The sequence below is a fragment of the Roseibium sp. LAB1 genome, assembly GCF_054658235.1.
The window spans coordinates 53,755-67,157 of the sequence record NZ_BAAGIB010000010.1; the positions used below are offsets into that span (position 1 = coordinate 53,755).

General features: G+C 61.7%; 11 protein-coding genes and 1 pseudogene. 8 read left to right on the top strand and 4 right to left on the bottom strand.

The annotated features are described in order from the left end of the window. The 4 genes from ACYQ54_RS27975 (at window position 1) to ACYQ54_RS27990 (ending at window position 3,454) form a co-directional block, all read left to right on the top strand. A complete protein-coding gene (locus ACYQ54_RS27975) occupies window positions 1–669 on the top strand; it encodes a L,D-transpeptidase (RefSeq protein ID WP_460088322.1) in 669 nt (222 codons plus the stop codon). Between the two features lie 11 nt (window positions 670–680). Then, window positions 681–1,157, top strand: coding sequence for a c-type cytochrome (locus ACYQ54_RS27980; RefSeq protein WP_460088323.1), 477 nt, complete (start codon window positions 681–683; stop codon window positions 1,155–1,157). Further along, window positions 1,154–1,897 (top strand): DsbA family protein, encoded by a 744-nt coding sequence (locus tag ACYQ54_RS27985; RefSeq protein WP_460088326.1) that lies wholly within the window; start codon window positions 1,154–1,156, stop codon window positions 1,895–1,897. Before ACYQ54_RS27980 ends, ACYQ54_RS27985 begins: the two co-directional genes overlap by 4 nt. 78 nt (window positions 1,898–1,975) lie before the next feature. Then, window positions 1,976–3,454 carry a multicopper oxidase domain-containing protein gene (locus ACYQ54_RS27990; protein ID WP_460088327.1) on the top strand — a complete coding sequence of 493 codons (1,479 nt, stop codon included), beginning with the start codon at window positions 1,976–1,978 and terminating at the stop codon, window positions 3,452–3,454. Between the two features lie 79 nt (window positions 3,455–3,533). On the opposite strand, the gene ACYQ54_RS27995 is transcribed toward ACYQ54_RS27990, so the two are convergent. Further along, the gene (locus ACYQ54_RS27995; protein WP_460088330.1) at window positions 3,534–4,223 is read right to left on the bottom strand and encodes a lipocalin-like domain-containing protein; all 690 of its coding nucleotides are present in this window, start codon (window positions 4,221–4,223) and stop codon (window positions 3,534–3,536) included. Between the two features lie 214 nt (window positions 4,224–4,437). Here ACYQ54_RS27995 and ACYQ54_RS28000 point away from each other — a divergent pair, with 214 nt between their 5' ends. The 4 genes from ACYQ54_RS28000 (at window position 4,438) to ACYQ54_RS28015 (ending at window position 10,657) form a co-directional block, all read left to right on the top strand. After that, window positions 4,438–4,815, top strand: a complete 378-nt coding sequence (locus ACYQ54_RS28000) for a hypothetical protein (RefSeq protein ID WP_460088332.1) — start codon at window positions 4,438–4,440, stop codon at window positions 4,813–4,815. Window positions 4,816–4,906: 91 nt separating this feature from the next. Then, window positions 4,907–7,096 (top strand): efflux RND transporter periplasmic adaptor subunit, encoded by a 2,190-nt coding sequence (locus ACYQ54_RS28005; RefSeq protein WP_460088334.1) that lies wholly within the window; start codon window positions 4,907–4,909, stop codon window positions 7,094–7,096. Further along, on the top strand, window positions 7,096–10,275 hold the full coding sequence (locus tag ACYQ54_RS28010; protein ID WP_460088337.1) for an efflux RND transporter permease subunit: 3,180 nt from the start codon (window positions 7,096–7,098) through the stop codon (window positions 10,273–10,275). The genes ACYQ54_RS28005 and ACYQ54_RS28010 overlap by 1 nt, the downstream gene beginning before the upstream one ends. A 40-nt stretch (window positions 10,276–10,315) precedes the next feature. Continuing rightward, window positions 10,316–10,657: a copper-binding protein gene (locus ACYQ54_RS28015; protein ID WP_460088338.1), complete on the top strand. Its 342-nt coding sequence runs from the start codon at window positions 10,316–10,318 to the stop codon at window positions 10,655–10,657. A 332-nt stretch (window positions 10,658–10,989) separates the two neighbouring features. Here the strand turns inward: ACYQ54_RS28015 and ACYQ54_RS28020 are convergent, their stop codons facing one another. The 3 genes and pseudogenes from ACYQ54_RS28020 to ACYQ54_RS28030 form a co-directional block, all read right to left on the bottom strand. Further along, window positions 10,990–11,334 carry a DUF736 domain-containing protein gene (locus ACYQ54_RS28020; RefSeq protein ID WP_460088341.1) on the bottom strand — a complete coding sequence of 115 codons (345 nt, stop codon included), beginning with the start codon at window positions 11,332–11,334 and terminating at the stop codon, window positions 10,990–10,992. Between the two features lie 312 nt (window positions 11,335–11,646). Further along, window positions 11,647–12,378 (bottom strand): BID domain-containing protein, encoded by a 732-nt coding sequence (locus ACYQ54_RS28025; protein ID WP_460088384.1) that lies wholly within the window; start codon window positions 12,376–12,378, stop codon window positions 11,647–11,649. 96 nt (window positions 12,379–12,474) lie between these two features. Then, window positions 12,475–13,365: pseudogene (locus ACYQ54_RS28030) on the bottom strand (Fic/DOC family protein); the annotation flags it as partial. Window positions 13,366–13,403 lie beyond the last annotated feature (38 nt).

Sequence of the window (13,403 nt, forward strand, 5' to 3'; positions counted from 1 at the left end):
ATGACAAAGCTGACAAGAAGAACCTTTCTTGCCGGAACGGCGAGCCTCGCAGGGCTCGCCGTCAGCGGCTGCGTTTCAAGCGACGGTGCCCAGGAACCTGTCCCTCTGTCCGAGGACCCTGCTTATCTGTCCATGTACAGGTCTATGCCGACTGAGCAATTTCCGCTTCCTGCCATTAATCTAAAGAAGGTACCGGAACGCTTCTATCGCCAGCAAGTCGATTATCGCACGACTGAAAAAGTCGGGACGCTGGTCGTAGATACTTCCAGTTTCTATCTCTACCTCGTTCAGGAGAACGGCAAGGCCATGCGCTATGGCGTCGGGCTTGGGCGTGCGGGGTTCGAGTGGTCTGGTCGAGCCGAAATCGCACGTAAGGCCGAGTGGCCAAAGTGGACACCTCCCGATGAAATGATCGAACGCGAACCGGAGTTGGAAAAGTGGAGTTGGCGAAATGGCGGCATGCCGCCCGGTCTGGAAAACCCGCTCGGGGCACGGGCACTCTACATCTTTCAGGACGGACGTGACACGCTCTATCGGCTGCACGGAACCGCGGAATACTGGACGATTGGAAATGCAGTATCGAGTGGCTGCGTGCGGCTGATGAACCAGGACATCATCGACTTGTACGGACGGGTTCCGGTCGGATCACCTATTGTTGTGTTGTCATGAACAGTGTTTCAGTGAAATGGCCTCTAGTCGTCGGACTGCTGCTGATTGCGATCGCTTCGGGAGCCGTTCTTTTTGCGACAGATTCAGGCAACTCAGCGGTTTTCGAACTGAAACCGGACGACAGCGAACTCGTGAGCCAGGGCGGCGAGCTTTATGCGCAAAATTGCGCTTCCTGCCATGGGGTAGATCTCGAGGGGGAACCGGACTGGCAATCGGGCAATCCCGACGGGACGCTCAAGGCCCCTCCCCATGACGCAACCGGGCACACTTGGCACCACGCGGACGAACTGCTGTTCCGGGTGACGAAATTTGGAACGGCAAAAGCCCTGGATCTGAAAGATTTCAAGTCGAACATGCCCGCCTTCGAAGACACGTTGAGCGATGCGGAGATTGTCGCCGCGCTGTCCTGGATCAAGGCACAATGGCCCGAAGAAATCCGGGAGCGGCACGACATGATGAACGAACGCATGAGGAGCAACAGCCAATGACTTTCCGTTTTCCCGGCCTGGGCGCGATCCTGATCGCCGTTTTCACAACCTTTTCGACCGCCCTGGCCGATCAGGGCGGCGGTCTGTCGGAAAGCAGGGTCAAGGAACTGGCGCTTGAGGCTATCCTCGAAAATCCTGAAATCATCGAGGAGGCGATCGGCCTGCTCCAGCAAAGGCAGCTGGAGCGCCAACAGGCCGGCGTGGCTTCGATCCTTTCGGAAAGGCGCACCGAACTGGAACAGGATCCGAATGCGCCGGTCCTGGGCAACCCGGAGGGCGACGTCACGCTGGTCGAATTCTTTGACTACAATTGCCCCTACTGCAAACGTGCGATGCCCGAAGTCAAAGCCCTTCTCGAAACGGATCCGAATGTGAGGCTGGTCTATCGGGAATGGCCCATTTTGAGCCCAGGATCCGTCTTTGCGGCACGGGCTGCGCTCGCGGCGCGCAAGCAGGGCAAGTATGACGCATTCCACTGGGCGCTGATGGGCCATGAGGGCCGGATCGAGGAAGCCACGACGATGGAAATCGCCAGGGAGATCGGACTGGATGTCGATCAACTCGAGGCGGACATGTCAGCCCCCGAAGTCGAGGCCCATATCAGCCTGTCGATGGACCTCGCCGAAGCCCTCAACATCAACGGCACGCCGACCTTCATCGTCGCGGACAGCCTTTTTCCGGGCCTCGTCTCGTCCGAGGAACTCATGCAGGCAATCCGGGAAGCCCGGCAGGACCGGTGACAAGATAACCTGCAACCAGTCGGGTGGGGAGCCCGGTCTCACGGTCTCTTCGCGCGGTCATGCACGATCGGAAAAGGCGTGTTGAACAGAAGACAACTGTTTTTGGGTGGAGCTGCCGCGCTGGTCGCGGCGGGCGGCGCCTACCGGTATGGCCTGCGCCATTCCGGTCCGAGGGGCGAGGAACTGGGAACACTGCCCAGGCTGCGTTTTCCGCCACTCCTCGATGCGCGGGCGAACGGGGCGTTCGAACTGACGGCGATGCCGGGCACGCATCAGATGCCCGGTATAGGAGCCGCGGCCACAGCCGGCTTCAACCAGGTCTATCTCGGCCCGGTGATCCGGCTCGGTGCGGGCCACTTCCGCGGATCCGTCAGGAACACGCTCGGGGAAGATATCACGGTGCACTGGCACGGATTGCTGATCCCTGGCGACCAGGATGGCGGGCCGCATCAGCCGGTACCGCCCGGAGCAACCTGGAATGCCGATCTCGAGATCAGCCAGCCGCCGGCAACGCTCTGGTATCACTCGCACAGCCACAGGAGAACCGGCATTCAGGTCTATCACGGGCTTGCGGGCATGCTCCAGATCGTGGATGGGCTCGACGACGAGCGCGGCATTCCAAACAGCCATGGCATCGACGATCTGCCGCTGGTCATACAGGACCGGCGCCTGGCGGCCGACGGAACCATGCCCTATGAGCTCGGCATGATGGATCTCATGCATGGCATGACCGGAGACACGATCCTCGTGAACGGTCAGGCAGGTTCGGTTGTTGCCGTGCCGAAGGGGATTGTCAGATTGCGGCTGCTGAACGGCTCTAACGCGCGGATCTATGATCTTGAGGCTGACGACAACCGGCCGCTCCACCTGATTGCTTCGGACGGCGGCCTTCTTCCCGCACCTGTCGAACTGCCTCATTTGCTACTGTCGCCGGGCGAACGCGCGGAGGTTCTGGTCGATTTCTCGGATGGCCGTCCGCTGACCCTGTTCAGCAAGCAGGATCCGAACCAGGGGCCTGGCGGAATGATGGGACGCTTCAGGGGCGTGCTGGACCAGGTCTGGGATCAATCCTTCCCGGTGCTGTCCGCAATCGTGGACGAGACACTTCCCGTACGGTTCGACCGGTTGCCGGACAACCTCGGCGGTACGCCGGTGACGTCCCCTTCCACGAGCGCCCGGAGGCGGTCCTTTGAGCTGAACATGGGCATGGGAATGATGGGTGGCGGCCCCTCTTTCGGAATCAACGGCAAGCCCTTTGATCTGGGGAGACTGGATTTTACCGTCCCGCTCGGCTCGACGGAGATCTGGTCGGTCAGTTCAGACATGCTCAGTCATCCGTTTCACATTCACGGGACCCGGTTCCAGGTATTGTCGGAAAACGGGGGCCGGCCCCGGCCGGAATACCGGGGCTGGAAGGACACGGTGCTGGTGACCGGCCGTTGCGAGATCCAGGTGACGTTTGCGCGGCCTGCTCCGCCGGAGGCTCCCTACATGTACCACTGTCATGTTCTGGAGCATGAAGATGCCGGCATGATGGGACAGTTCGCCGTGCGGTGAGGTCCACAAGGCCAAGCATGAAGGGATCGCCGTCTCGCATGATTGCCCGACAACTCCGTTTGGTACCCCTGTCGGCAATCTATCTTTGACGCGCGGTCGCCACCGCGCCGCCTTGCCTCAGCAGGCTGAAGCCGCGCCAGAGAGCCCCCGCATCCGCTTGGGAGATAAGACCGGTTGCCCCCAGGAGCCGGGCCAGGACCATGCCGGTTCCGACATTGACCCCCAGATTGATGATGCCGTTGATCAGGGCCTCGTCGCCCGCGCGCATCAGTTGCCGGCCGGCATGGCCATACAGGCGGGAATAGAGTTCGTTGCCTGCACCGACGCGCACGATACCGCCCGTCGGCAGTCCCGGACCGGTGGCAATCAGAAGTCCGCGGGTGCGCATGTGCGGATGCGGGTGCGGTCTGAACCGGGTGACAGAGAAATGGCCGGCGCTCAGATAGACCAGCACTTCTGAAGAGGAGGAATCGATCGCCTGCAGTATCTCACCGACCTTCTCGGTGTGCGCTTCCCAATGATATTGCTGAATGGCGCTGGCCACCGACGCGACCACGCTGGAAAAATGCTGCTGCGGATTGTTGAACTCGAAGAGACGAATGATGCCCTGGATCCGCACGTCGATATGCGGCGGCCTGTTCAATGTCGCCAGATGCTGATGATTGTCGCGGAGGTCCTGGTAATGGACGCAGTTTGAAAAGAGCCTGTCCAGGATCTGCTTGAGGTTGCGCTCAACGCGTTCCGTGGGCGCATATATGATAACTGGCATAAGCCGGTCTCCGTTTGTCGTCGCCCACTGTCTGTCCAGACGAACTGTTCTCTGGACGTCAAAACACTACCAAAAGCGTCGAATGCCGCCAACAATTGAATTTTTTGAGAAAGCCTAGGCAGATTTCTGAAGGTTCACAGAGCCGGGCAACCCCTTTCTTGCGGTGCACATAAAATTTACTTGCGCCGGACATTTTCAGGCATATATGGACGCCATGATCTCGACTTCATTCAAACTTGGCAGACTTGTCGCGACGCTGTGGCTGGCGTTCGCGGTGTCCTTTGCCGGTTTGACACCGGGACACAGTGCAGCCGGTGCGTCAGGTCACATGAGCGTTGAGAAGACCGACAGCCCCTGCGGCAAGTCCATGGCCCACGAGACGCACAATCAGGCCGACCGCACCGCGGATTTCGATGAAGACCCCGTCCTGGCTGATTGCTGTGACGGCTCCTATTGTGCCGGCGACACGGTGCGCGCCAGCGACATGACGCTGTCCGGCGTCCTGTATGACGTCAGCTTTGTCCGGGTTCCCCCCGACGCTTTGCAGCGCGCTGACCTCTCCCTCCCGCATCGCCCACCAAGACCCCTCTGACATCCTTCTTTGCCGTGTCCGGAAACCTTCCGGGCGCCTTTGTAGATGGACATGCCGTCGGCGCTCCGCCGACGGCGACCCAGAGGTTTCCATGCGTGGTCGTTATGCTGCGCTCAGCATCCTTGCCCTTGCCGCCGGCGCGGCAGGAGGGGTGTATCTCGAGCGCCTTTACCTGAATCCAGCCGATGTCACTTCATCGGGCGGACCCGAAATTCTGTATTGGGTCGCCCCGATGGATCCGAATTTCCGCCAGCCTAGTCCCGGGAAGTCGCCGATGGGCATGGATCTCATCCCGGTCTATGCGGGACAGGAACCGTCCGGCGACCCTGCCGAAGTCAAGCTGTCCGCGGCAGAAATAAACGCAATCGGCGTACGAACGGCTCTCGCACAGGTCGATGAAATCTCGCAACGGATCGAGACCGTCGGTTTCGTGCGCTACGACGAGCATCTGACAAGTCATGTGCACACCCGTGTCGATGGCTGGATCGAGACGCTTGATGTGCGCGCGGTCGGGGACCGTGTCACCAAGGGCGAAGTACTGTTCGAGCTTTTCTCGCCCGAGTTCGGCGTCGCGGCCTTCGACTTCCTGAGATCGCTGAAGAACGGCAACGGGCTGTCCGTCGAGTCCGCCCGCAACAAGCTGCGCAGCCATGGGGCATCGGAAACCCAGATCGCCGAGATAGAAGCGACCGGGGAAGTCGCCCGGCGGATCAAGATCGAAGCCCCGCGCGATGGTGTCGTCATCGCGATCAGTGCCGCGGAGGGCATGTTCCTCCAGCCCGGCACCCAAGCGCTGTCGATCACCGATCTCGACCAGGTCTGGCTGATCGTCGATGTCTTCGAAAGGGACATCGCACGTCTGAGCGAAGACATGCGCGCGGTTGCCCGCTTCGAGCACCTGCCGGGCCGCAGCTTTGAAGGCGAGATCGATTACATCTATCCGGAACTGGACGCCCAGACGCGAACGCTTCCGGTGCGTCTGCGGTTCGACAATTCGGACGGGCTGTTGCGGCCCAACATGTTCGGCAATGTCAGCCTCGTCCCAAAAGCAACGCACACGGCCCTGACGGTGCCCTCCGAAGCGGTCATTCGCACAGGGGCAGCGGAACGGGTCATCATCAAGGTTGGAGAAGGGACTTTCAAACCGCGCCTGATCACGACGGGCCTGCGCGACAATTTCGGCGAAGGCGGCCGTACGGAAGTCGCCCAGGGCCTGGCGCCGGGCGAGGAGGTCGTCGCCTCCGCCCAGTTCCTCATCGACAGCGAAAGCGCGCTCAATGCCGGACTGATGCGCATGGCGCCGACCGACGAAGCCCCCGCGCGCGGCACCGGCGAGCTGATTGCCCTCAACCGCGAAACCCGCATGGCAACCATCCGTCACGAGGCTCTCGAGAGCGTGGACTGGCCGGCCATGACATCGCGGTTTCCGGTGCAGGCAACCGTTCCCCTGGAGAGGCTGAGCGAAGGGCAACAGGTGGCCTTTCGCGCGGCACGGGGTGCCGACGGTCTGTTGGGCCTGATCGAACTGGGCAGCGACGACGGCGTCGCTGCGACCGGGACAGGCACGGTGCTTGCCGTCACTGCCGACGGTAAGCTGACCCTCGATCACGGTCCGGTCCCGGATCTTGGCTGGCCCGCCATGCAGATGGATCTGGCGGTCGCCGGTCTCGATCCCGCGACGGTGCCGCTGGAGGTGCCGGTCGAGTTCGATCTCTCGAGGGATGACAGCGGCCTCTTCTCCATCGTCGCGGTTCGCCCGATGGATGGTGGGGACAAGGCTTCGCCGGCACCTGCCTCTGAAGAGCCGGAGGCGGCCGCTCCGATCGTTGTGTCGGGAAAAATCGATGCCGTTGATGCGGCGGCGGCCAGCGCAACGATCACCCATGGCCCCATCGCCGAGATCGGCATGCCGGGCATGACCATGGCCTTTGCCGTCGACGCCGCGCTGGATCTTCAGGCCCTGCCCATCGGCGTAGAAACCTCCCTGACCTTCAACCGGCCGGACGGCATGACCATGGTGCTGGCAAAGGCGGAACCGGTTGCGCCGCCGATGGAGGTCCGCGGCACCATCAACGCCGTCGACACGGATGCGGGAACCGCAAACATCACGCACGGCCCCATGACCGAGATCGGCATGCCGGGCATGACGATGGATTTTGCCGTCGATCCGGCGCTCGGGACCTCCGATTTGCCTCTGGATCGCGAGATCACGCTTCTGCTGCGGCGCAATCCGGATTTTTCCATGACGCTGGTCGGGACACGCCTTGAGGAGGGCATGTGATGATTGCCGCAATCATTCGCGCCTCCATCGCCAACCGGTTCATCATGCTGGCGCTTGCCGCGATGATGGCGGTCGCCGGTGTCTGGGCTGTCCGCGAAACGCCAGTCGACGCGATCCCGGACCTTTCGGACGTTCAGGTGATCGTGCGCACGCCCTATCCGGGCCAGGCGCCACAGGTTGTCGAAGACCAGATCACCTTCCCGATGGCCACCGCGATGCTGGCGGTTCCGGGCGCAAGCGATGTCCGGGGCTTTTCCTTCTTCGGCGACAGCTACGTTTACATCGTCTTCGAGGACGGCACCGATCTCTACTGGGCCCGGACCCGCGTCCTGGAGTATCTGGGACAGATTTCGGCGAACCTTCCCGAAGGTGTGTCCCCGCAGCTTGGACCGGACGCCACCGGTGTCGGCTGGATCTATCAATACGCCCTGATCGACCGGTCCGGAAACCACGACCTGTCGCAGTTGAGAGCCCTGCAGGACTGGTTCCTGAAATACGAACTGCAAACCGTCGAGGGCGTCTCGGAAGTCGCCACCATCGGCGGCATGGTCAAGCAGTACCAGGTGGTCGTCGACCCGAACAAGTTGCGCGCCTACGACGTGACGCTCGCCCAGATCCGCAATGCCATTCAGGCGGCGAACCGGGAGACCGGGGGCAGTGTGATCGAGATGGGCGAAGCCGAGTTCATGGTGCGCTCCACCGGGTATGTCGACGAACTCGCCGATCTCGCCAAGGCGCCCCTGATGGTCAACGACCGCGGCGCCGCCCTGACACTCGGCGATGTCGCCGACATTCGCCTCGGGCCGGAAATGCGCCGCGGGGTCGGTGAATTCGGCGGAGAGGGCGACGCGGTCGGCGGGGTCGTGATCCTGCGCTGGGGCGGAAATGCGCTCGCCACGATCAAGGCCGTCGAGGCAAGGATCGGGGAGTTGCGCGCCAGCCTGCCGGAAGGCGTCGAAATCGTCACGACCTATGACCGCTCCGGCGTCATCGAGCGGGCCATCGACAATCTCAAGGAAAAGCTGACCGAAGAATTCATCGTGGTGGTTCTGGTCTGCGCGGCCTTCCTTTTGCACATCCGCTCGTCGCTGGTCATCCTGCTGTCTCTGCCGCTCGGCATCGCGGCGGCCTTCATCGTCATGAAGCTTCAGGGCGTCAACGCCAACATCATGTCGCTGGGCGGGATCGCGATCGCCATCGGCGCCATGGTGGACGCGGCCATCGTGATGATCGAGGCGATGCACCGTCGCCTGGAGCACGAAAAGCTGACCGCGGAAAACCGCTGGAAGATCGTCGGCGAGTGTGCCTCGGAAGTCGGTCCGGCGCTGTTCTTTTCGCTTGCCATCATCACCGTCAGTTTCCTGCCGGTCTTCGTTCTCGAAAGCCAGGAAGGCCGGCTGTTCAAGCCGCTCGCCTTCACCAAGACCTATGCCATGGCGGCGGCGGCCATCCTGTCGATCACCCTGGTGCCGGTGCTGATGGGCTATTTCGTGCGCGGGCGCATCCTGCCGGAGAGCAAAAACCCGCTGAACCGGATCGTCATCTGGATCTACCGGCCGTTCCTTGATGCCGCCGTGGCCTGGCCCTGGGCGACGACGCTTCTGGCAGCAGCTCTGGTTGCGTCGCTGTGGTGGCCGCTCCAGCGGATCGGCACGGAGTTCATGCCGGAACTGAACGAGGGCGATTTCCTCTACATGCCGACGCTCTATCCGGGGGTTTCCATCGGCAAGGCCCGAGAAGTTCTTCAGCAGACCGACCGCCTGATCGCCACTGTTCCGGAAGTGCTGACCGTCCACGGCAAGCTGGGCCGCGCGGTCACCGCGACCGATCCGGCGCCGCTGACCATGATCGAGACAACCATCCAGCTGAAACCTCAGTCCGACTGGCGCGCGGGCATGACCATGGACCGCATTCGGGACGAACTGGACAAGGCTGTTCAGATCCCGGGCGTCACCAATGTCTGGATCCAGCCGATCAAGAACCGGATCGACATGCTGGCAACGGGCATCAAGACCCCGGTCGGTGTCAAGATCACCGGCGCGGACCTTGAGGTCATCGAACAGGTGGGCATCGAGGTCGAGGTTGCGGTGTCCGGCATTGCGGGAACTGCGTCAGCCTATGCGGAACGGCCCGTCGGCGGCCGGTTTGTCGAGATCGGCGTCAACCGGGAGGCTGCCGCTCGGTTCATGATGAGTGTCCGTGACGTACAGGACGTCGTGCAGACCGCGATCGGCGGCATGCAGGTCTCGGAATCCGTCGAGGGGCTCGAGCGCTTTCCGATCAACCTTCGCTATCCGCAGGAATGGCGCAACAGTCCGGAACGCCTGCGCGACCTGCCTGTGGTGACACCATCGGGGGCCCACATTCCGCTCGGCGCGCTGGCGGAGGTTAGCATTGTGGACGGTCCGGGCATGATCCGGTCCGAGAACGCGCGGCGCACCGGCTTCGTCTTCATCGACATCGCCGGGCGCGACCTCGGCGGCTATGTCGAGGAAGCCCGCAAGGTGGTGGCCGAGAAGGTTCAATTGCCGCCGGGCTACTCGATCTCCTGGTCCGGCCAGTACGAATATATCGAGCGCATGCAGGAGCGCCTGAAGCTTGTGGCTCCGGCAACGCTGCTGATCATCACCCTGATGCTGTTCATGGCGTTCAACCGGGTCATCGAGGTCGGCATCATCCTGGCCGCCCTGCCGGTCGCGCTTGCCGGCGGCGTCTGGTTCCTCTGGTACCTCGATTTCGACATGTCGGTCGCGGTCATCGTCGGGTTCATTGCCCTGGCCGGGGTTGCCGTCGAGACCGCCATCGTCATGCTGCTCTACCTCAACCTGGCCTGGGAGAAACGCAAGAAGCTGGCCGCCGGCGAAGCCCGGAAAATGACAACGCTGGATGTCGAGGAGGTTGTCTTCGAAGGCGCGCTGCTGCGTGTCCGGCCCAAGGTGATGACGGTCGCCACGATCTTCGCCGGCCTGATCCCGATCATGTACGGGCAGGGCACGGGATCGGAAATCATGCAGCGGATTGCCGCTCCCATGGTGGGTGGCATGGCGACGGCGACCCTTCTGACCCTCTTCGTCATTCCCTCGATTTTTGTCATCTGGAAGCGGCTCGCGCTCTCGCGCGTGAACCGCGAACTCAGCGAAAGAACACCGGACATCGGTGCGGCGCAGCCGGCCGAATGATCCCGTGGAACACCAAGCACTCCAACGAAAGGACCCTGAAATGAAGACACTCTCGCTCCTGGCCTTCCTGTCCCTAGCCATGACGCCCGCTGCCCTGGCGCAGTCCTCGCATGGCATGGATCATTCCAACATGCCGATGTCCGATGAACAGATGGAGGGTGCGGTTCACGCCAAGGCCGTCGTCAATTCCATCGGCGACGGCACCGCCAATGTCAGCCACGACCCGATCCCGGAGATCGGCTGGCCGGCCATGACCATGGACCTGACCGTTCTGGAAGGCGCTGAGATGATGGGTGACATCAACGAGGGCGACACCGTCACCCTGATGCTGGTGAAGGGCGACGACGGCATGTACGCAATCGGCGCGATGATGCCGAACTGATCTCGGCAATGGTCACTGCTGCCCGGGTGAAAGTCCGGGCAGCGCAGTAACTCTATGGCAATATCGCCCTGGTGAACGGTCAGTCGGGATGCGCCGTGACACATCCGTGTTCCGCAAACTGAGCAACCCACGATGCCATTCGGTGTCTTTAGGGCACATGGTTGGTCAGCTGTGTTCCGTCTTGTGCGCTCCGACCGCGCAACTTCCAAGAAGCCCGTCAACGTAGTCCAGGTGGAAGATCAGCGTCTGCTATCCTCGCTCCAAACGCTGAAAGCCGCCAGTCTCCACCCGGCCCCACTGCCGACATTTGGGAAAGCCCGAAGGCCGGGGGATTAACCCCGGCGATCGCTGTTGAGAAAGTCGTTCGGAATGACGGCCTGAAGCGTGTCGTCATCCTGATCCGGAAACCGGCCGAGGTTCGCGTAGAACTTCGAGTGGCCGGTGTTGATGGTGAGCGAAAAGTACGGATCGCCGTTGGCATTGTTTCGCTCCCAGACGCCGCCGATATCGATGCGCCGGCCAGCGGGGCTCTTGGCAAAGAGCCGGAACTTGGGGGCTTTCTCGTTGTCGCTGTGCAAGGCTTCGCCGGTCACATCGACGTCGAAGGCCAGAGTTGCAATGTTGCCCGTGAGCTTGTCGCCGGCGAACTGGATGTAGTTGGTGAGGTTGTCGGTCATCTTCCGGTTCCTTTTGTTTGAATTGCCGATGGACAAAAAAGAACGGCCGCCAAGAGCGCGGGCCGCATCCCGAAGGGACCGAAACGCCAGAGGAGGGCCGAAGGGCGCTAAGAATTTGGTTCGCGAGGAGCCGGCGATCTGGGGTCCCGCCTGGCCTGCCAGGTGGGGTGATCTCGGCGGGGAAATTCTTTGCGCCCAAGGTTGAGGACAAGCTCAAGGCCGTATTGTCCAATCGTCGGCATATTCGGATAGCTCCAATGGGAACCGGAAGATGACCGGCCCCCTGCCCTCTCCGCCATATGTTCGGCCTGACTAGCGGACTGGCCCACCCTTGCCTTGCTCAGCTGACTTCGCTTGTTCCAGCTTGCGGGCTTCCTGGCGAACGCGAACCTGCCCCTTGTCAAGCACTTTCAAGGTGCTCTTCACCCGCTCGATCTGTTTCGGATCGAGGCCGTGTTTCTGGGAGAGCTCCGCATGCCTTTCAGGCTTCATGTGCGCGCGGATCTCCCTCAAGTCCGAGCCGAAGCGTTTTTCCAGCGTTGCCATCACCTGCCGGAGCTCGGCCTTGTGCGCCTCGGTCAAAGGCATGGATTCCTGGATGGCTTTCATCAACGATTGGCTTGGCGCGCTCACCTCAACCCGGGCCTGGTCGACAACGGCGCGACGCTCCTGGGCCATCGTCTTGCGGATACCGTGCACCACGTTGATGTGCGTTTCCACGATGGCACGCAGGTTCACGGTACCGGCAAGCGCATTCCGGCGCGCAAGCCGCTCTTCCCGGCTCGAGGTTATGCCGCCTCGCCCCGCGAGTTTACCGAATTTCTCGGGACTGTCCTTCAATTCATACGCCAACGAGGCATCGCCGAGTTTGCCCTGTTCTGCGGCGTCTTTCACCCGATTGATAACTTTCTGAGGATCCGCGAAGACGACCTTGAGATGGCGCTCCAGGCTCCCGGTCGATTTGATTGCGGCCTTGGAAACCGCAAGCCGGTCCCGCAGCTCCTCTCTCGTCACCTCGGGGCTGAGCACCCTTTCCGGCACCATGACGCCGGCGGCTTCATAAACAAGGGATTCAAGGCGCTCCTTGGTCGAGCTGAGGATACGTTCGGCATTCTGTGCGGGCTGCTGGCCCAGAATGGAAAAATCCGATTGAACCGTGATCGTGATTTCCGCATCGCCTGCCGGCAACCTGACAGGAAGGTCCGCCCGGTCCAGCGCCACGATACCTTTTTCGGTCAACAGGCTGGCAACGCGGTCGCTGTGTCCCAGGATTTGACCGGTCAGAGTTTCGCCTGGACGGGAGGCGCGCACATTGTGGTCGAACGGGTTTTCTCCAAGCCGTTCCAGATCCGAGAGTGCGCCCCGGATAGCCTCCCGCCGATTGGGGTTCAGGGAGTCCTCGAGGAGGTGTTGCATCAACGGGCTTTTTGGATCGTGGGTCGTCTCGATGGAAGCCTCGATCATGCGGGCCTTGGTGATGACGGATAAATCCACCTCCCGGCCATAGTGCTGACCGAGCATCGTAATGAAGGCTTCCTGGGCGCGGCCATTGCCTTCCCGAAAGGGGTGAACGTAATTGAGCTCCGACAGCGCCAGGGCCGCCCTTCTGGCGAACTCTTCCGGGGTGGCCGATTTCATGACGCCCTGGTCTTGAATCGGCTTCAAGGCTTCGTTCAGGCCCAATACCAGACGGGATGCATGGAGAAAGGATGTACCGCCTTTCGATATCACGCCGATCGGCTCAACGCGCTCGCCATCGATGACAGGGCTTTCGTTCCGGGTACGCCCTGCCCACTCGTAGACATCCTGAAAAATGAAGCGGTGTATGGCCTTAAGGTGCGCAGCGTCAAAGTTGCCCGAGGGGCCGCGGCCGTGAACGACTTCTGCCATCCGCGAGGTTGTTAGCGCGTATTCCGCGGCCGTAAGATCGCTCCGTGTTCTGAGGTTCAATTTGTTCCGCAGGACGCCTGAGCGCTCCGGATCCCCGGCAACATCCGGATAGGTGTATGAGCCTTTTTGTTCGTTGCTCAAACAGAATTCCTCATAAAAATAAGCCGCCCATTCCGGGG